Below are 19,439 nucleotides of genomic sequence, written 5' to 3' on the forward strand. Positions count from 1 at the left end.
AGAATAAGGAAGCATAGCTATGGCACTTTGGGGCGGACGTTTCACACAGGCAGCCGATCAACGTTTTAAACTGTTCAATGATTCGCTGCGGTTTGATTATCGCCTGGCGGAGCAGGACATTACCGGCTCCGTTGCCTGGTCAAAGGCGCTGGTTACCGTGAATGTGCTGACGCAGGACGAGCAGCAGCAGCTGGAATCAGCGCTGGGTGTGCTGCTGGAAGAGGTGCGGGCTAATCCACAGCAAATCCTTGAGAGCGATGCGGAAGATATTCATAGCTGGGTTGAAGGCCGTTTGATCGAGAAAGTGGGCGCGCTGGGTAAAAAACTGCACACCGGCCGTAGCCGTAACGATCAGGTTGCTACCGATCTGAAACTCTGGTGCAAAGTGCAGGTTCAGTATCTGCTGGATGCCACTCGTCAGCTGCAGCAGGCGCTGGTCAGTACCGCCGAAGCCAATCAGGATGCAGTGATGCCGGGCTATACCCATTTACAGCGCGCGCAGCCGGTGACGTTTGCGCACTGGTGTTTGGCCTACGTTGAAATGCTTGCCCGCGATGAGAGCCGCCTGCAGGATACGCTGAAGCGCCTTGATGTCAGCCCGCTCGGCTGCGGTGCACTGGCGGGTACCGCCTATGAAATCGACCGTCAGCAGCTGGCCGATTGGCTGGGTTTTACGTCGGCCACGCGTAACAGCCTGGATACCGTTTCCGATCGCGATCATGTGCTGGAACTGCTGTCCGACGCCTCGATCGGCATGATCCACCTGTCACGTTTTGCAGAAGATCTGATCTTCTTTAATACCGGTGAAGCGGGATTTGTTGAGCTTTCCGATCGCGTCACCTCGGGCTCCTCATTGATGCCGCAGAAAAAGAACCCCGATGCGCTGGAGCTGATTCGTGGCAAGTGTGGTCGTGTGCAGGGTGCGCTTACCGCCATGAGCATGACGCTGAAAGGCCTGCCGTTGGCTTACAACAAAGATATGCAGGAAGATAAAGAAGGGCTGTTTGACGCGCTGGATACCTGGCTGGATTGCCTGCAGATGGCAGAACTGGTGTTGGATGGTATTCAGGTGAAGCGGCCACGTTGCCAGGAAGCGGCGGAACAGGGTTACGCTAACTCAACCGAACTGGCGGATTATCTGGTTGCTAAAGGCGTGCCGTTCCGCGAAGCACATCATATCGTGGGTGAAGTGGTGGTAGCAGCGATGGGCCAGGGCGTGGCGCTGGAAGCGATGACGCTGGAGACGTTGCAGTCGTTCAGCAGCGTTATCGGTGACGATGTTTACCCGATTCTGGCTCTGCAATCCTGCCTGGATAAACGTAATGCGCAGGGTGGCGTTTCTCCGCATCAGGTTTCTGTTGCCATTTCCGACGCGAAACAGCGGCTGAAACAGGGCGCTTCCTGAGATAAAAAAAGCGGGCAGAGTATGCCCGCTAACCTCTAACTTAGGAATTAATCATAATTATTAGGCACATCATCAAACGACCGGACATCCTGCCCGGTATATTGATTCTTAAGCGGGCATCAGGAACTGTTCTAAATCGTCACTGCCACCGATGTGGCGACCGCCGATAAAGACCTGAGGAACCGTCGCACGACCGGTCACAGCACGCAGACTCACCGTCGTAGCATCCTGACCCAGCACAATCTCTTCATATTGCATGCCGCGATCGATCAGCAGCTGTTTTGCTTTGGTGCAGAATGGGCAGCCTGGTTTGGTAAACAGAGAAACCGACTCCTGCACCTTAAATTCTGGTGCCAGATAACGCAGCATAGTGTCGGCATCTGAAACTTCAAACGGGTCGCCCGGCTTGTTTGGCTCGACAAACATTTTTTCTACCACGCCATCGCGTACCAGCATGGAGTAACGCCATGAGCGCGGGCCGAAGCCCAGATCCGCTTTCTCAACCAGCATTTCCATACCGCGGGTGAATTCACCGTTGCCGTCTGGAATAAAAGTGATGTTGTTAGCGTGCTGATCGGCTTTCCAGGCGTTCATCACAAAGGTATCGTTAACCGATACGCAGACGATGCTGTCAACGCCGTGCTGAGCGAATACGCTCGCCAGCTCGTTGTAGCGCGGCAGATGGCTGGAAGAACAGGTTGGGGTAAATGCCCCGGGCAAAGAGAACAGAATGACCGTTTTGTTTTTAAACAGTTCGTCGGTAGTGATATCAACCCATTTGTCACCCTGACGCGTATGGAAAGTAACTTGAGGAACGGTCTTTCCTTCCTGACTTGCAAACATGCATAACCTCTCAGCGTGAACAAAAGTGTGATGTGAATCTTAATGCGGCCATTATTGGTATCTTTGCTTGATAGGGCTAATCGTTGATTGCTATCCTATCTATCGCCGTGAACTATCATGGTGAGGAGAGATAAATGAACATTCGTGATCTGGAATATCTGGTTTCCCTGGCGGAACATCGCCATTTTCGCCGTGCAGCCGATGCCTGCCACGTCAGCCAGCCAACGCTGAGCGGGCAAATTCGCAAGCTGGAAGATGAGCTGGGCGTAATGCTGCTCGAACGCACCAGCCGCAAAGTGCTGTTCACCCAGGCGGGTCTGCTGCTGGTGGATCAGGCACGTACAATACTACGTGAAGTGAAAGTGCTGAAAGAGATGGCCAGCCAGCAGGGCGAAGCGATGTCCGGCCCGCTGCATATCGGTCTGATTCCTACCACCGGCCCGTATCTGCTACCGCAAATTATTCCTATGCTGCATCAGACCTTTCCTAAGCTGGAAATGTATCTGCATGAAGCACAGACGCAGCAGCTGCTGGCGCAGCTTGACAGTGGCAAGCTCGACTGCGCGATTCTGGCGCTGGTAAAAGAGAGCGAAGCGTTTATTGAAGTGCCGCTGTTTGACGAACCGATGAAGCTGGCGGTTTATGCCGATCATCCGTGGCACGACCGCGATCGTGTGCCGATGTCCGATCTGGCCGGTGAGAAATTGCTGATGCTGGAAGACGGACACTGCCTGCGCGATCAGGCGCTGGGTTTCTGTTTTCAGGCCGGAGCGGATGAAGACACGCATTTTCGCGCCACCAGTCTGGAAACGCTGCGCAATATGGTTGCTGCCGGAAGCGGCATTACGCTGCTGCCTGCGCTGGCGGTACCGCACGAGCGCGTGCGTGATGGCGTCTGTTATTTGCCGTGTTATAAGCCGGTGCCGCAGCGTACCATCGCGCTGGTTTATCGCCCAGGCTCACCCCTGCGCAGCCGCTATGAGCAGCTGGCAGAGGCGATCCGCACGCACATGCAAAACCATTTTGACAGCCGGTTAAAACAGGCGGTTTAAACCGTTCAGCGCGGCCACGCGATAGGCTTCGGCCATCGTGGGATAGTTGAAGGTGGTATTCACAAAATACTCAATGGTGTTGCCACCGTTCTTCTGTTCCATGATCGCCTGGCCGATATGAATAATCTCTGCCGCTCGCTCGCCAAAGCAGTGAATACCCAGAATTTCTTTGGTTTCGCGGTGGAACAGGATTTTCAAGCTGCCAACGTTCATGCCGACAATCTGTGCTCTCGCCAGATGCTTAAACTGCGCACGACCCACTTCGTAAGGCACTTTCATCGCTGTGAGCTGCTGTTCGGTTTTGCCCACGGAGCTGATCTCAGGAATGGTATAAATACCGGTAGGAATATCCTCAATCAGATGAGCAGTCGCTTCGCCCTTAATGATCGCCTGCGCGGCAATGCGCCCCTGATCGTAGGCGGCAGAAGCCAGGCTTGGGTAACCAATGACATCACCCACCGCGTAAATATGCGGCTGTGCCGTTTGGTACATGCTGTTCACTTTCAACAGGCCGCGCCCGTCCGCTTCCAGACCGATATTTTGCAGCGATAGCGAATCGGTATTCCCGGTACGTCCGTTAGCGTAGAGCAGGCAATCCGCTTTCACTTTTTTGCCAGATTTCAGGTGCACAATGACGCCATCGCTGACGCCTTCAATTTTCTCAAACTCTTCGTTGTGACGAATCACCACGCCACTGTTCCAGAAATGGTAGGAGAGTGAATCGGACATCTCCTGATCGAGAAACGCCAGCAGACGATCGCGGGTGTTAATCAGGTCAACTTTGACATTCAGACCACGAAAGATCGACGCGTATTCACAACCGATAACCCCTGCGCCATAGATAATGACGTGGCTCGGTTCATGATGCAGATTCAGGATGGAATCGGAATCGTAGATGCGCGGGTGAGTAAAATCGACGTCGGCTGGCTGATAAGGGCGTGAGCCGCAGGCGATAACAAACTTCTCTGCGGTGAATTTTTCCGCGGTACCGTCGGGATAAACCACTTCGATGGTGTGTTCATCGACAAAGCGCGCATCGCCCTGATAAAGCTGGCAATGGTTGCGCTCGTAAAAGCCCTGACGCATGCGCGTCTGTTGGCTGATAACATTTTCCGTGTGATTAAGAATGTCAGCAAACGAGGAGCGGAGTAAACGTGTGTGATCGCTGTACAACGGATTCTGGTTGAACTCAATCGTACGGCTAACTGCATGACGTAGCGCTTTTGATGGAATGGTTCCCCAGTGTGTACAACCGCCTCCGATGTTATGGTAGCGTTCGATCACCGCAATTCGCGCTCCCTGCTTTACCAGTCCCATAGCTGCGCCTTCACCGCCGGGACCTGAGCCAATCACAATGGCGTCGTAATCGTAAGACTTTTGCATACCAATACGTCCTATGTTTCTATACATTTTTACAACGAGATTCTAACATCTCCCCGCCGACATCCCAATTCTAACCGCAAAAACAGACACTATTTGCCAAAATGAAACGTTAACAGACGTTCACAAACTTTGCGGATCTGTACGCTGAAAATTTTGTTATAGTGCCCCCCTGGCAGGCTAAAAGGCAGATACAATGGGCGTCCGGGCGCAGCAAAAAGAACGTACACGTCGTTCACTAATCGAAGCGGCATTTAGTCAGTTAAGTGCTGAACGCAGTTTTGCCAGCCTCAGCCTGCGCGAGGTTTCCCGGGAAGCGGGCATCGCGCCTACGTCGTTTTATCGTCATTTTCGTGATGTTGATGAACTCGGCCTGACCATGGTCGACGAAAGCGGTTTGATGTTGCGTCAGCTTATGCGTCAGGCGCGGCAGCGCATCGCCAAAGGCGGCAGCGTGATTAAGACCTCGGTATCGACATTTATGGAGTTTATTGGGAACAATCCCAATGCATTTCGTTTGTTATTGCGCGAGCGTTCAGGAACCTCTGCGGCCTTCCGTGCCGCGGTGGCGCGCGAAATCCAGCACTTCATTGCTGAGCTGGCGGATTATCTGGAAGTTGAAAACCGGATGCCGCGCAGCTTCACGGAGGCACAGGCCGAAGCGATGGTTATCATCGTATTTAACGCGGGTGCAGAAGCGCTGGATATTGATATTGAGCAACGTCCGCGACTGGAAGAGCGTCTGGTTCTGCAACTGCGGATGATCTCAAAGGGCGCGTATTATTGGTATCGCCGTGAGCAGGATAAGCTTTCGGTGACGCTGGAAAGTGATGATTGAGCGAATAAGGATAATGAAATGATAAGCAAGTATCCGCGCGATAAAGGCACGCTGGTGTTGGCTTTTATCACCGGTCTTTCAATAAACGGATCGTTTTCCGTGTTATTTAGCAGCTTTGTGCCTTTTTCTATTTTTCCGTTGATTGCTCTGGCGCTGGCTGCCTGGTGTTTGCATCAGCGTTATCTCAACCGTGCGATGCCTGACGGCATGCCGTCGATTGCCGCTGCATTTTTCCTGCTCGGTATTCTGGTTTACAGCGCGCTGGTGCGGGCGGAATATCCCGATATGGGCTCCAACTTTGTCCCGACCATTCTGATGGTGGCGCTGGTCTTCTGGATTGGTTATCGCCTCAAGCGGCACAAAGAACAGTAAGCCTGAATCAATAAAGAGAACCGGGGAATATCCCCGGTTTTTTTATGCCTTGCGGGTTAGCAGAACGCCGCATTCCATATGATGGGTATAAGGGAACTGATCAAACAGCGCCAGACGGGAAACTTCATGGGTTTGCGCTAACACTGCCAGATTGTCACGCAGCGTCTCCGGATTGCAGGAGATATAGAGAATGCGCGGATAGGCCTGCACCATTTTTACCGTTTCATCATCCAGCCCGCTGCGCGGCGGATCGACAAAAATTGTCTCACAGTCGTAATCCTGCAGATCGATACCTTGCAGACGATTAAAGGTGCGTACACCGGTCATTGCCTGGGTGAACTCTTCTGCCGCCATACGAATGATCTGCACATTCTCAATCTGGTTGGCGGCAATATTGTATTGCGCCGACGCTACCGACGGCTTGGCAATTTCGGTGGCCAGCACGCGACGGAAGTTGCGCGCCAGCGCCAGCGAGAAATTGCCGTTGCCGCAATAGAGTTCCAGCAGATCGCCCTGTGAATCCTGAGTAACATCCAGCGCCCATTCCAGCATTTGAATGTTCATCGCCGCGTTGGGCTGAGTAAAACTGTTTTCCACCTGACGGTAAATCATGTCACGCCCCGCCACCGGCAGACGTTCATCGACATAATCGCGATCGAGGCAAATTTTCGTTTTTGTTGCGCGGCCAATGATTTGTATATCAAACCCTTCTGTCCGCAGCGCATCGCGCAGGGCGCTGGCGGCCAGCTGCCATTCGTCGGTGAGTTTACGATGATAAAGCAGGGAGACCACAACCTGCTGGCTTAGGGTGGAGAGGTAATCGATCTGAAACAGCTTATGACGTAGCACGCGATTGTCCCGGATCGCCTCGATCATTTTGGGCATCAGCTGGTTGATCAGTTCGCTGGCTGCCGGAAATTGATCCACCCGGATACGATCACGCGTCTGCTGATCAAAGATGATGTGATACAGATCGTCGCCATCGTGCCAGACGCGGAATTCGGCCCGCATACGATAGTGGCGCACAGGCGACCGAAACACTTCTGCATCCGGGGCAGCAAAAGGCTGCATGATAGCGTGCAGGCGGCTAACTTTTTCTGCCAGTTGGGCATCGTACTGCTCGGTCGGTAAGTGTTCGGGCGTCATGATAGATCCTGATTGGTAGCTGACTTGCCGGGCGATTGTAGGCATTCAACTCGCGATGTCCAGTGTTGTCATGTGGCAGGCTGGAATTCTGTTAGCCTTGGCCGTAGACTGCCAGCGCCGGCCTTTTAACGAGTTAAAAGGGAATCCAGTGTGAATCTGGAGCTGACGCGCAGCGGTAAGGAATGTCATGACAATCGCGTATGCAGACACTGTCCGCCTGGATGGGAAGTCTTTGTCATTATAACGATTCCAAGTCCGAAGACCTGCCGGCGTAACGTCGCATTTCATACGATCATCGCGTGCTATCGATTGTATGCCTGCGGCATCCTGCCCGATCTTTTGGATGCTTGTATAAAATGATAAAAACAAAAGCGTCGCTGTTAGCCTTTGGGGCAACGGCGATTTCTCTCTGGGCGCAGCATAGCCTCGCGCAGGGGAATAATGATGATACGCAAATTGTTACCGCCAACCGTTTCGCCCAGCCTGTTTCCTCGGTGCTGGCCTCCACAACCGTCGTCACGCGTGAAGAGATCGATCGCTGGCAGTCGAAGAACCTGGTTGAAATTATGCGTCGTTTACCCGGTGTGGATATCGCGCAGAGTGGTGGAATTGGCCAAAACGCGTCTATGTATGTTCGGGGTTCCGAAGCACGTCATACGCTGGTGCTGATTGATGGGGTGCCAATGGCTAAGCCGGGGGTGACCGGTGTGGCTGATTTCAACCAGATACCTGTTTCAATCATTCAGCGCATTGAGTTTATCCGTGGGCCGCGCTCTGCTGTTTATGGCGCAGATGCCATTGGCGGCGTGATCAATGTCATTACTCAGGATAATGAAAATAACAATAACCTCACCGTCGGTGCTGGCTCAAAAGGCTATCAGGAGTATAGCGGTGCGATTAATCAAAATATCAGCGACGCTACGCGCGTAACGGTAGCCGGTGCCTATCAAGCCACCAATGGTTTCAATGTTCAACCAGACTCAAGTTACAGCCTTGATAGCGATCGGGATGGCTGGCGCAATAAATCGTTTTGGGCAGGCGTTGAACATCAATTCGACGATACCCTCTCCGGCTTCTTCCGTGGTTACGGCTATTCAGCCAATGCAGATTATGACTCCGGCTATGCATCGGGATCTGACGAGCAGCAAATTTATAACCATACCTATGATACCGGGCTTCGCTACAGTAAAGACGACTTTGCTTCGCAACTTGTTGCCAGCTATCAAAAGTATAAGGTTTTTAACTATGCCAGCACGGAAGGGCGTTACGATGCTGCAACCAGCAGCCTGGATGATATGGAACAACGCAACCTGCAATGGGGCAATACGTTACGTGTAGGTCAGGGCATGGTGAGCGCAGGTCTTGACTGGAAGCAGCAGAAACTCACGTCAGCCGGCACAAGCTTCTCCACTGCACAGCGTGAAAGCAATGATTATAAGCAGGATAACACCGGCGCCTATGTAACGGCGCAGCAGCAGATTGGTACTGTTACGATGGAGGGCGCAGTTCGCGGCGATGATACGGATGATTTTGGCCGTCATGGCACCTGGCAAACGGCCATCGGTTGGGAATTTGTGCCTGATTACAGAGCGACACTTTCTTATGGCACGGCCTTTCAGGCACCGACACTGGGCCAGCTATATGGACAAAAGCGTTTAGATATCGCCTCTAATCCCGATCTCAGGCCAGAAAAATCGAAGCAGTGGGAAGCAGGTCTTGAAGGATTAACAGGGCCCGTTAACTGGCGCGTAACGGCTTATCATAACCAAATCGATAACCTTATTGATTACGCCACTGACAGCAACACGTTCGAAGGCGGCTATTACAATGTGAAAGCCGCGACATTAAAAGGTGTTGAGCTCAATGGCGAATTTGATACAGGAAGGGTACATCATCAAATAACGCTTGGTTATCTTGATGCACGCCGGGATGCGGATGATGAAGTTTTAGCTCGCCGCGCTAAACAGCAGGCTAAGTATCAGGTAGGTGTCAACGTGCACGATGTCGACGTAGATGTGATCTATCAATACTTCGGCAAACGTTATGACAATAATACCAGTGAGTACTTTGCTACCCAGCGACGCTTACCAGCCTATAGCACGGTGGATTTCGCAGTATCATATCCGGTCACATCGCATCTCACCGTTCGTGGTAGAATTGCCAACCTGTTCGATAAAGATTACGAGACAGCGTATGGCTATCAAACTCCAGGGCGAGAGTATTATCTCAACGGCAGCTACAACTTCTAAACGACGGCCTACCGTGCTGGTATTCGATTCCGGCGTCGGTGGGCTTTCTGTCTATGATGAGATTCGACAGTTGCTGCCGGATCTTCATTATCTCTACGTGTTCGATAATGTCGCGTTTCCCTATGGTGAAAAAAGCGAAGCCTTTATCGTGGAGCGCGTGCTCGACATTGTCACTGCCGCAGCCAGCCGATATCCGCTGGCGCTGGTCGTGATCGCCTGCAATACCGCCAGCACCGTTTCATTGCCTGCGTTGCGAGAACGTTTTACCTTTCCGGTTGTTGGCGTTGTTCCAGCAATCAAGCCAGCCGCGCGTCTGACACGGAATGGCGTGGTTGGTCTCCTTGCGACGCGTGCGACAGTTAAACGTCCTTATACACATGAGCTGGTGGCACGCTTTGCCAGTGAATGCAGAATTGAGATGTTGGGTTCAGCAGAGCTGGTGGAGTTGGCGGAAGAGAAGCTACAGGGTAAGGATGTGTCACTGGATACGGTGCGCCATATCCTGCAACCCTGGTTAAAGATGAATGAGCCGCCAGATACTATCGTGTTGGGATGCACACACTTTCCTCTTTTAACCGACGAGTTGCAGCAGGTGCTGCCTTCCGGTACACGTTTAGTAGATTCAGGGGCGGCAATTGCAAGGCGAACCGTATGGTTACTGGAAAATGAGGCGCCTGCGATTGATACCCGTGAAGAAAATTGCGCTTTATGTACTGGCTTTTACTGAGGCAACTGAGCAATTAATACCCGTATTACAGCGTTATGGCTTCGGAAAGCTCGAAAAACTGTCAATTCCATAGTGGTTTGACTAAAAAAAAGGCAGTCAGATTTTTTTTTGAAATTAGCACTTGTCACCCGTCAGGAACTCCCTATAATGCGCCTCCACTGACACGGAACAACGGCTTACACAGCGGCGTGTCAGGAAGAGATAAGTGAGAAAATCCTTGACTCTTCAGCGGGAAAGCGTAGTATACGCAACCCGCGCTACTGAGAATGTAGCGCCGCTCTTTAACAATTTATCAGACAATCTGTGTGGGCACTCGCAGGATTGATATCAGCGTCTCCGGACGCAAAAAAAATATCAAGTCTTAAGAGTGAACACGTATTGAAATTCATTACGACGTTTTCCTTGAGCATCGCTTCACGAGTTGAAGCAAATCGAACTTTTAATTGAAGAGTTTGATCATGGCTCAGATTGAACGCTGGCGGCAGGCCTAACACATGCAAGTCGAACGGTAGCACAGAGGAGCTTGCTCCTCGGGTGACGAGTGGCGGACGGGTGAGTAATGTCTGGGGATCTGCCCGATGGAGGGGGATAACCACTGGAAACGGTGGCTAATACCGCATAACGTCGCAAGACCAAAGTGGGGGACCTTCGGGCCTCAYACCATCGGATGAACCCAGATGGGATTAGCTAGTAGGTGGGGTAACGGCTCACCTAGGCGACGATCCCTAGCTGGTCTGAGAGGATGACCAGCCACACTGGAACTGAGACACGGTCCAGACTCCTACGGGAGGCAGCAGTGGGGAATATTGCACAATGGGCGCAAGCCTGATGCAGCCATGCCGCGTGTATGAAGAAGGCCTTCGGGTTGTAAAGTACTTTCAGCGGGGAGGAAGGGGACGAGGTTAATAACCTCGTTCATTGACGTTACCCGCAGAAGAAGCACCGGCTAACTCCGTGCCAGCAGCCGCGGTAATACGGAGGGTGCAAGCGTTAATCGGAATTACTGGGCGTAAAGCGCACGCAGGCGGTCTGTTAAGTCAGATGTGAAATCCCCGGGCTTAACCTGGGAACTGCATTTGAAACTGGCAGGCTTGAGTCTTGTAGAGGGGGGTAGAATTCCAGGTGTAGCGGTGAAATGCGTAGAGATCTGGAGGAATACCGGTGGCGAAGGCGGCCCCCTGGACAAAGACTGACGCTCAGGTGCGAAAGCGTGGGGAGCAAACAGGATTAGATACCCTGGTAGTCCACGCCGTAAACGATGTCGACTTGGAGGCTGTGAGCATGACTCGTGGCTTCCGGAGCTAACGCGTTAAGTCGACCGCCTGGGGAGTACGGCCGCAAGGTTAAAACTCAAATGAATTGACGGGGGCCCGCACAAGCGGTGGAGCATGTGGTTTAATTCGATGCAACGCGAAGAACCTTACCTGCTCTTGACATCCACGGAATTCGGCAGAGATGCCTTAGTGCCTTCGGGAACCGTGAGACAGGTGCTGCATGGCTGTCGTCAGCTCGTGTTGTGAAATGTTGGGTTAAGTCCCGCAACGAGCGCAACCCTTATCCTTTGTTGCCAGCGATTCGGTCGGGAACTCAAAGGAGACTGCCGGTGATAAACCGGAGGAAGGTGGGGATGACGTCAAGTCATCATGGCCCTTACGAGCAGGGCTACACACGTGCTACAATGGCGCATACAAAGAGAAGCGACCTCGCGAGAGCAAGCGGACCTCACAAAGTGCGTCGTAGTCCGGATCGGAGTCTGCAACTCGACTCCGTGAAGTCGGAATCGCTAGTAATCGTGGATCAGAATGCCACGGTGAATACGTTCCCGGGCCTTGTACACACCGCCCGTCACACCATGGGAGTGGGTTGCAAAAGAAGTAGGTAGCTTAACCTTCGGGAGGGCGCTTACCACTTTGTGATTCATGACTGGGGTGAAGTCGTAACAAGGTAACCGTAGGGGAACCTGCGGTTGGATCACCTCCTTACCTGAAGATACCTTCCCGCGCAGTGTCCACACAGATTGTCTGATAGAAAGTAACGAGCAGAAAACCTCTACAGGCTTGTAGCTCAGGTGGTTAGAGCGCACCCCTGATAAGGGTGAGGTCGGTGGTTCAAGTCCACTCAGGCCTACCATGCTTTTCTCCTTGCGGAGCAAAGCGGCATCCTTGCCTGAGGATGCACTCGGTTGAGTGGTAGTAAAGGTCTCTGCAAGACTGTATGGGGCTATAGCTCAGCTGGGAGAGCGCCTGCCTTGCACGCAGGAGGTCAGCGGTTCGATCCCGCTTAGCTCCACCATATGGTTTTCAACAATACTTCAGAGCGCGCCGGCAACGGCGGGCTGCGAAGTATTATGCTCTTTCACAATCCGGACCCAAGCTGAAAATTGAAACGACACGTCGTCGCGTCCCTCCGTAATAAGGGGCGCAGAGAGCGGCGTGTTCGCGTCACGCTTATGACCGCAGCGTCTCACGAGACGCCTGTGGGTTGTGAGGTTAAGTGACGAAGCGTACACGGTGGATGCCCAGGCAGTCAGAGGCGATGAAGGGCGTGCTAATCTGCGATAAGCGTCGGTAAGGTGATATGAACCGCAACAGCCGACGATACCCGAATGGGGAAACCCGGTGCACCCAGGTGCATCATYGCAGCATGAATACATAGTGCTGCAAGGCGAACCGGGGGAACTGAAACATCTAAGTACCCCGAGGAAAAGAAATCAACCGAGATTCCCCCAGTAGCGGCGAGCGAACGGGGAGGAGCCCGGAACCATCATCAGCTTGTGCATTAGTGGAAGCGTCTGGAAAGTCGCACGGTACAGGGTGACAGTCCCGTACACAAAAATGCACCTGCTGTGAGTTCGAAGAGTAGGGCGGGACACGTGGTATCCTGTCTGAATATGGGGGGACCATCCTCCAAGGCTAAATACTCCTGACTGACCGATAGTGAACCAGTACCGTGAGGGAAAGGCGAAAAGAACCCCGGCGAGGGGAGTGAAACAGAACCTGAAACCGTGTACGTACAAGCAGTGGGAGCACCTTCGTGGTGTGACTGCGTACCTTTTGTATAATGGGTCAGCGACTTATATTCTGTAGCAAGGTTAACCGTATAGGGGAGCCGCAGGGAAACCGAGTCTTAACTGGGCGTTAAGTTGCAGGGTATAGACCCGAAACCCGGTGATCTAGCCATGGGCAGGTTGAAGGTTGGGTAACACTAACTGGAGGACCGAACCGACTAATGTTGAAAAATTAGCGGATGACCTGTGGCTGGGGGTGAAAGGCCAATCAAACCGGGAGATAGCTGGTTCTCCCCGAAAGCTATTTAGGTAGCGCCTCGTGAACTCATCTTCGGGGGTAGAGCACTGTTTCGGCTAGGGGGCCATCCCGGCTTACCAACCCGATGCAAACTGCGAATACCGAAGAATGTTATCACGGGAGACACACGGCGGGTGCTAACGTCCGTCGTGAAGAGGGAAACAACCCAGACCGCCAGCTAAGGTCCCAAAGTCATGGTTAAGTGGGAAACGATGTGGGAAGGCCCAGACAGCCAGGATGTTGGCTTAGAAGCAGCCATCATTTAAAGAAAGCGTAATAGCTCACTGGTCGAGTCGGCCTGCGCGGAAGATGTAACGGGGCTAAACCATGCACCGAAGCTGCGGCAGCGGCGCGCAAGCGTTGTTGGGTAGGGGAGCGTTCTGTAAGCCGTCGAAGGTGGACTGTGAGGTCTGCTGGAGGTATCAGAAGTGCGAATGCTGACATAAGTAACGATAAAGCGGGTGAAAAGCCCGCTCGCCGGAAGACCAAGGGTTCCTGTTCAACGTTAATCGGAGCAGGGTGAGTCGACCCCTAAGGCGAGGCCGAAAGGCGTAGTCGATGGGAAACAGGTTAATATTCCTGTACTCGGTGTTGCTGCGAAGGGGGGACGGAGAAGGTTAGGTTGGCCGGGCGACGGTTGTCCCGGTTTAAGCGTGTAGGTGTGTGTTCCAGGCAAATCCGGTTCACTTTAACACTGAGGCGTGACGACGAGGCACTACGGTGCTGAAGCAACTGATACCCTGCTTCCAGGAAAAGCCTCTAAGCATCAGGCAGCATCAAATCGTACCCCAAACCGACACAGGTGGTCAGGTAGAGAATACCAAGGCGCTTGAGAGAACTCGGGTGAAGGAACTAGGCAAAATGGTGCCGTAACTTCGGGAGAAGGCACGCTGGCGCGTAGGTGGAGGGACTTGCTCCCCGAGCCGAAGCCAGTCGAAGATACCAGCTGGCTGCAACTGTTTATTAAAAACACAGCACTGTGCAAACACGAAAGTGGACGTATACGGTGTGACGCCTGCCCGGTGCCGGAAGGTTAATTGATGGGGTTATCGCAAGAGAAGCTCCTGATCGAAGCCCCGGTAAACGGCGGCCGTAACTATAACGGTCCTAAGGTAGCGAAATTCCTTGTCGGGTAAGTTCCGACCTGCACGAATGGCGTAATGATGGCCAGGCTGTCTCCACCCGAGACTCAGTGAAATTGAACTCGCTGTGAAGATGCAGTGTACCCGCGGCAAGACGGAAAGACCCCGTGAACCTTTACTACAGCTTGACACTGAACATTGAGCCTTGATGTGTAGGATAGGTGGGAGGCTTTGAAGCGCGGACGCCAGTCCGCGTGGAGCCAACCTTGAAATACCACCCTTTAACGTTTGATGTTCTAACGTGGCCCCGTGATCCGGGGTGCGGACAGTGTCTGGTGGGTAGTTTGACTGGGGCGGTCTCCTCCCAAAGCGTAACGGAGGAGCACGAAGGTCAGCTAATCACGGTCGGACATCGTGAGGTTAGTGCAATGGCATAAGCTGGCTTGACTGCGAGAGTGACGGCTCGAGCAGGTGCGAAAGCAGGTCATAGTGATCCGGTGGTTCTGAATGGAAGGGCCATCGCTCAACGGATAAAAGGTACTCCGGGGATAACAGGCTGATACCGCCCAAGAGTTCATATCGACGGCGGTGTTTGGCACCTCGATGTCGGCTCATCACATCCTGGGGCTGAAGTAGGTCCCAAGGGTACGGCTGTTCGCCGTTTAAAGTGGTACGCGAGCTGGGTTTAGAACGTCGTGAGACAGTTCGGTCCCTATCTGCCGTGGGCGCTGGAGAACTGAGGGGGGCTGCTCCTAGTACGAGAGGACCGGAGTGGACGCATCACTGGTGTTCGGGTTGTCATGCCAATGGCACTGCCCGGTAGCTAAATGCGGAAAAGATAAGCGCTGAAAGCATCTAAGCGCGAAACTTGCCCCGAGATGAGTTCTCCCTGAGACTATAAGTCTCCTGAAGGGACGTTGAAGACTACGACGTTGATAGGCCGGGTGTGTAAGCGCAGCGATGCGTTGAGCTAACCGGTACTAATGACCCGTGAGGCTTAACCTTACAACGCCACAGGCGTTTTGCAGTGACGCGGTTTCAATTTTCAGCACGTACCGGATTATCGGGCCCGCCTTTTTTGGGGGGGTCCGGAACAGAATTTGCCTGGCGGCACTAGCGCGGTGGTCCCACCTGACCCCATGCCGAACTCAGAAGTGAAACGCCGTAGCGCCGATGGTAGTGTGGGGTCTCCCCATGCGAGAGTAGGGAACTGCCAGGCATCAAATTAGGCCAGTAATGGCCATGACCCGACCGGTGACGCGGCGGGGCGATATACCTGAGTCAGCACGGACGTGCGGACGCAGTACAGAATCGGTGGAGCGGTAGTTCAGTTGGTTAGAATACCTGCCTGTCACGCAGGGGGTCGCGGGTTCGAGCCCCGTCCGTTCCGCCACCCTATTTAGGGGCGTAGTTCAATTGGTAGAGCACCGGTCTCCAAAACCGGGTGTTGGGGGTTCGAGTCCCTCCGCCCCTGCCAGAAAATGATCCTTTGCTTAGGCAAAGGATTTTTTTTGCCTAAATTTCGTCTTCATTAACGATTTCTTTATATCCAAACAAAGCCAAGGCATTAAAAACGCCAGCTTCCTGTCTAATACTTTAGAATCCCTGAAAAACCCAGAACCCAGAACCCAGAACCCAGAACCCAGAATCATAGGCTACTCCCGAACAAAACTGCTGCTGATCACTTCAAATTAGCGATTGGAAACTTAAGCAACTGCTTAATATGCGTTTGTTGATCGCTATTTTGCAGCCAGACTGCATAAAGTGGACGTACAGCTACAGGTGTATCCTGGATAACAAGCAGATCGGCATAATCGTTGTGCCAGGTTTCTGGCAAAAATGCACATGCATTAGTGACGTGCAGGAGCTGGCGCGTCAGGTGAGCTGATGTCGTAGTAAGCACTGGTACATCGTCGCCGCCAGCTAAATAGCTTTCATGCTGATGGAAATCGGCCCCCCACTCCAGCTTGATATAGTCATATTTCTCCAGCTTCTCGCTTTGCCGGGAACGAAATAAGGCCAGAGAAATATGCCCAATTTGCTGGCTCGTCAGTTCATCCATTTTTGGCGCTTCGGTGGTGATCAGCAGGTCAAGTTGACGTTCGTGTAACTGTTTAACCAGCGAATGACGTTGAGCAACACGTGCTTCAAGATGCAAGCTCTCCCGATTCTCATAGAGCGTCTGTAGCCAGGGGGTGAGATAAGCCTCCCAGAGCGACGCACTGGCACCAATCGACAGCTCATGATGCTGTTGGGTATGGGAAACCTCTTTCTTTGCCATCAGCCATGTGTTCATCAAGCTTTCGGCATAGGGTAATAGACGTTCGCCTGCGGAAGTCAGGCGTATATTATTGCGATGCCGGGTAAACAGGTTGACACCGAGCTGAGTTTCCAGCTGTCTGATACGAAAGCTAACCGCAGACTGTGTCAGGTAAAGTGCCTCAGCAGCACGGCCAAAGTGGCGCGTTCGGCTCACTTCCAAAAAGGTTTTCAACAATTCCGTATCCACTGGCTTCCTCCAAAATTTGTTTGTCGTTATGATTTAAATCTTTTGTTTTACACTCTGTCAAGCCTATCTAATACTCCGCGCCATAAATAGCACGGCCATAGAAGAGTTAGGAGCGTGTAAAATGGCGGAAAGCTTCGCAACAACGAATCGTTTTTTTGATAACAAACACTATCCACGTGGATTCTCCCGCCATGGAGATTTCACTATTAAAGAAGCTCAGCTTCTTGAACGTCACGGTTATGCTTTTAACGAGCTTGATCTGGCAAAAAGAGAGCCAACTACAGAAGAGGAACGCCTCTTTGTAGAAGTGTGTCGCGGCATTCGCGAACCACAAACGGAAGCTGAACGTGTATGGTCAAAATATATGACCCGTATCAAGCGCCCTAAACGTTTTCACACCCTGTCAGGCGGTAAACCGCAGATGGAAGGCGTTGAAGACTACACGGAAAGCGATGATTAAAAGAGTGGAGCCGACAGGCTCCATTTTTTTATTCCAGGCTTTTATGCAAATGAATCAACAACCGATCAATGCCGCGATAACTTAACGCTTCCTGAAGATGCTCCCGATGTATACCTTCCTTACCTGCTAAATCGGCAATAGTACGCGAGACCTTTAGGATTCGCTGCCATGCTCTTACCGATAGCCCCAGCGTGTTTAATACATTTTCCAGCCACTGCGCACTTTCCATATCGATCTCGCACCACTGTTGAATCTCTTTGTTATTGAGCGCTGCATTGACCTTTCCCGCACGCGTCAGCTGTATTGTGCGCGCCGCCTGCACGCGCTGGCGAACCACGTCACTCGATTCATTAACACTTTCTCGCTGACTTAACGTGCCTGAGGGCAATAAAGGCACCTCCAGCGAAAGATCAAAGCGATCTAAAAATGGGCCTGACAGGCGACTGAGATAGCGCAGCGTCTGCTGTGGCGAACATCGGTTATGGTTGCCTTGATAATGCCCTGTTGGGCTTGGATTCATGGCTGCAATAAGTTGAAAGCGAGCCGGATATGTCACCTTCGCTCGCGCCCGTGATATAGCGATTTCACCGGACTCAATCGGTTCGCGTAAGGCATCCAGCACACGACGCTCAAACTCCGGGAGTTCATCAAGAAAGAGTACGCCATTATGCGCCAGTGAAATCTCGCCGGGTCGGGGCAAACTACCACCGCCAATGAGCGCAAATAGCGATGCGCTATGATGAGGCGCGCGAAAAGGGCGCTGTCGCCACTGTTTATGCAGGTTGCCGCTGTCAGACAAGCTGGCAATAGCGGCGCATTCCAGCGCCTCCTGTTCCGTCAATGGTGGCATCAGGCCCGACAAGCGTGTGGCCAGCATTGTTTTACCGGTACCGGGAGGACCAATCAGCAGCAGGTTGTGTCCGCCCGCCGCGGTAATCTCCAGCGCGCGCCGCGCCTGATGCTGACCGGTAACATCATTCAAATCTGCGCTGTGTACCGCTTCCTGATAAGGCTGAGCTTCCGCAGCAGCCAGCTCCTGTTTACCATGCAGAAAGGCACAGACATCCAGCAGATGTTCGCCGATTAACGACTGACCTTGTTGGATTAATCCAACATCCGCCTGATTATCCGCAGACAGGATTAGCTGCCGCGTCGCCGCCAGGGCAGCCATTGCCGCCGGGATTGCTCCCTGAACGCCCCTTAGCGTGCCTGTAAGCGCCAGCTCACCCAGAAACTCATACTGCGTCAGCTTATCTGCAGGAACCTGCTCTGAAGCGACCAGAACGGCAATAGCGATAGGCAGATCGTAACGTCCCCCTTCTTTAGGGAGATCTGCTGGCGCTAAATTTACCGTAATACGGCGAGCAGGAAAGCTGAAGCCGCTATTGATAATGGCGCTGCGTACTCGATCGCGTGCCTCTTTCACGGTGGTCTCCGGCAGGCCCACCAGAGAAAAGGCGGGCAATCCATTGCTGATGTGGACTTCAACCGTCACCAGAGGCGCGTTAACGCCCAGCAGTGCGCGTGTTAATACGATGGAAAGCGACATAACGGCTCCTTTTCCATCAGTGTGGCGAGCGGCAAAGGCGCTGGCGAATCTTTGATTCTCATTTTTGAAGCCGCGATGCAGCCTGAATACCCACGTTGCCGTCGTTTGCATTTTTATGGAACCGGCATCGATAACAAGCGAAAAACTCATTACGACGATGACGTTATGAATAAATTTCAGTTAAGAGCTTGTAACTGAAATTACTCATTTTTTTCACATCAGCAAAATCAGCGGTTGAAATTAACCCGCGAAAAAAGTTGTCATGATCACACTAACTATGATAACTCTGTAGGCATTACTTCGAACAAGCGATTAAAAGTATCTGACATGAAAGCCCTTCTACGAGTGATTAACCTGGTCGTGATTAGCGTGGTGGTGATTCTTATCACACCGTGCGGGGCTTCGCTCGGAGAAAGAAAGGCTTAAAAATCAAGTCTGAATTCAACGAAACCCCCCGCACCGAAAGGTCCGGGGGTTTTTTTTATCCAGACATTCAGTTAGTGACTTAAGGCGGAGCAAACA

General features: G+C 52.6%; 12 protein-coding genes, 4 tRNA genes, 3 rRNA genes, 1 pseudogene and 1 riboswitch. Of the genes and pseudogenes, 15 read left to right on the forward strand and 5 right to left on the reverse strand.

What is annotated here, in order from left to right:
• Positions 1-19 precede the first annotated feature (19 nt).
• Positions 20-1,405: an argininosuccinate lyase gene (gene argH / locus EM595_RS00605; protein ID WP_067426766.1), complete on the forward strand. Its 1,386-nt coding sequence runs from the start codon at positions 20-22 to the stop codon at positions 1,403-1,405.
• 108 nt (positions 1,406-1,513) lie between these two features.
• On the opposite strand, the gene EM595_RS00610 is transcribed toward argH, so the two are convergent.
• Positions 1,514-2,248, reverse strand: a complete 735-nt coding sequence (locus EM595_RS00610) for a glutathione peroxidase (protein ID WP_067426767.1) — start codon at positions 2,246-2,248, stop codon at positions 1,514-1,516.
• Positions 2,249-2,382: 134 nt separating this feature from the next.
• On the opposite strand from EM595_RS00610, the gene oxyR reads away from it, so the two are divergent.
• Positions 2,383-3,300, forward strand: coding sequence for a DNA-binding transcriptional regulator OxyR (gene oxyR, locus EM595_RS00615; protein WP_067426770.1), 918 nt, complete (start codon positions 2,383-2,385; stop codon positions 3,298-3,300).
• Here the strand turns inward: oxyR and sthA are convergent.
• A complete protein-coding gene (gene sthA, locus EM595_RS00620; RefSeq protein ID WP_067426773.1) occupies positions 3,283-4,683 on the reverse strand; it encodes a Si-specific NAD(P)(+) transhydrogenase in 1,401 nt (466 codons plus the stop codon). The genes oxyR and sthA overlap by 18 nt on opposite strands.
• A gap of 193 nt (positions 4,684-4,876) precedes the next feature.
• Between sthA and fabR the strand changes: the two genes are divergently transcribed.
• Together fabR and EM595_RS00630 are read left to right on the forward strand one after the other, a co-directional pair.
• Positions 4,877-5,518, forward strand: coding sequence for an HTH-type transcriptional repressor FabR (gene fabR, locus EM595_RS00625; RefSeq protein ID WP_067426776.1), 642 nt, complete (start codon positions 4,877-4,879; stop codon positions 5,516-5,518).
• Between the two features lie 18 nt (positions 5,519-5,536).
• A complete protein-coding gene (locus EM595_RS00630) occupies positions 5,537-5,890 on the forward strand; it encodes a YijD family membrane protein (protein WP_067426779.1) in 354 nt (117 codons plus the stop codon).
• Positions 5,891-5,932: 42 nt separating this feature from the next.
• Here the strand turns inward: EM595_RS00630 and trmA are convergent, their stop codons facing one another.
• The gene (gene trmA / locus EM595_RS00635) at positions 5,933-7,036 is read right to left on the reverse strand and encodes a tRNA (uridine(54)-C5)-methyltransferase TrmA (RefSeq protein ID WP_067426781.1); all 1,104 of its coding nucleotides are present in this window, start codon (positions 7,034-7,036) and stop codon (positions 5,933-5,935) included.
• A 101-nt stretch (positions 7,037-7,137) separates the two neighbouring features.
• Positions 7,138-7,321: riboswitch (cobalamin riboswitch) on the forward strand.
• A 71-nt stretch (positions 7,322-7,392) separates the two neighbouring features.
• Here trmA and btuB point away from each other — a divergent pair.
• The 9 genes and pseudogenes from btuB (at position 7,393) to EM595_RS00680 (ending at position 15,876) form a co-directional block, all read left to right on the forward strand.
• On the forward strand, positions 7,393-9,285 hold the full coding sequence (btuB, locus tag EM595_RS00640) for a TonB-dependent vitamin B12 receptor BtuB (protein WP_067426784.1): 1,893 nt from the start codon (positions 7,393-7,395) through the stop codon (positions 9,283-9,285).
• Positions 9,230-10,085: pseudogene (gene murI, locus EM595_RS00645) on the forward strand (glutamate racemase). Before btuB ends, murI begins: the two are co-directional and overlap by 56 nt.
• A gap of 367 nt (positions 10,086-10,452) precedes the next feature.
• Positions 10,453-11,994 (forward strand): 16S ribosomal RNA (locus EM595_RS00650).
• A gap of 71 nt (positions 11,995-12,065) precedes the next feature.
• A tRNA-Ile gene (locus EM595_RS00655) sits at positions 12,066-12,142 on the forward strand.
• 86 nt (positions 12,143-12,228) lie between these two features.
• A tRNA-Ala gene (locus EM595_RS00660) sits at positions 12,229-12,304 on the forward strand.
• A 195-nt stretch (positions 12,305-12,499) separates the two neighbouring features.
• Positions 12,500-15,404 (forward strand): 23S ribosomal RNA (locus EM595_RS00665).
• Positions 15,405-15,502: 98 nt separating this feature from the next.
• Positions 15,503-15,618 (forward strand): 5S ribosomal RNA (rrf, locus tag EM595_RS00670).
• Together the 16S, 23S and 5S rRNA genes with 4 tRNA genes alongside form the textbook arrangement of a ribosomal RNA operon.
• A gap of 97 nt (positions 15,619-15,715) precedes the next feature.
• Positions 15,716-15,792: transfer RNA gene (locus EM595_RS00675), tRNA-Asp, on the forward strand.
• An 8-nt stretch (positions 15,793-15,800) separates the two neighbouring features.
• Positions 15,801-15,876: transfer RNA gene (locus EM595_RS00680), tRNA-Trp, on the forward strand.
• Between the two features lie 204 nt (positions 15,877-16,080).
• On the opposite strand, the gene hdfR is transcribed toward EM595_RS00680, so the two are convergent.
• The gene (hdfR, locus tag EM595_RS00685; protein ID WP_067426786.1) at positions 16,081-16,908 is read right to left on the reverse strand and encodes an HTH-type transcriptional regulator HdfR; all 828 of its coding nucleotides are present in this window, start codon (positions 16,906-16,908) and stop codon (positions 16,081-16,083) included.
• 121 nt (positions 16,909-17,029) lie between these two features.
• Here hdfR and EM595_RS00690 point away from each other — a divergent pair, with 121 nt between their 5' ends.
• Positions 17,030-17,368: a MaoP family protein gene (locus EM595_RS00690; RefSeq protein ID WP_067426789.1), complete on the forward strand. Its 339-nt coding sequence runs from the start codon at positions 17,030-17,032 to the stop codon at positions 17,366-17,368.
• A gap of 28 nt (positions 17,369-17,396) precedes the next feature.
• Here EM595_RS00690 and EM595_RS00695 read toward each other — a convergent pair whose 3' ends face one another.
• Positions 17,397-18,917, reverse strand: a complete 1,521-nt coding sequence (locus tag EM595_RS00695) for a YifB family Mg chelatase-like AAA ATPase (RefSeq protein ID WP_067426791.1) — start codon at positions 18,915-18,917, stop codon at positions 17,397-17,399.
• A 327-nt stretch (positions 18,918-19,244) separates the two neighbouring features.
• On the opposite strand from EM595_RS00695, the gene ilvL reads away from it, so the two are divergent.
• Positions 19,245-19,343 (forward strand): ilv operon leader peptide, encoded by a 99-nt coding sequence (gene ilvL / locus EM595_RS20495; protein WP_071852464.1) that lies wholly within the window; start codon positions 19,245-19,247, stop codon positions 19,341-19,343.
• The last annotated feature ends 96 nt before the right edge of the window (positions 19,344-19,439 follow it).

The organism is Duffyella gerundensis (assembly GCF_001517405.1).
Classification (GTDB): Bacteria; Pseudomonadota; Gammaproteobacteria; order Enterobacterales; family Enterobacteriaceae; genus Duffyella; species Duffyella gerundensis.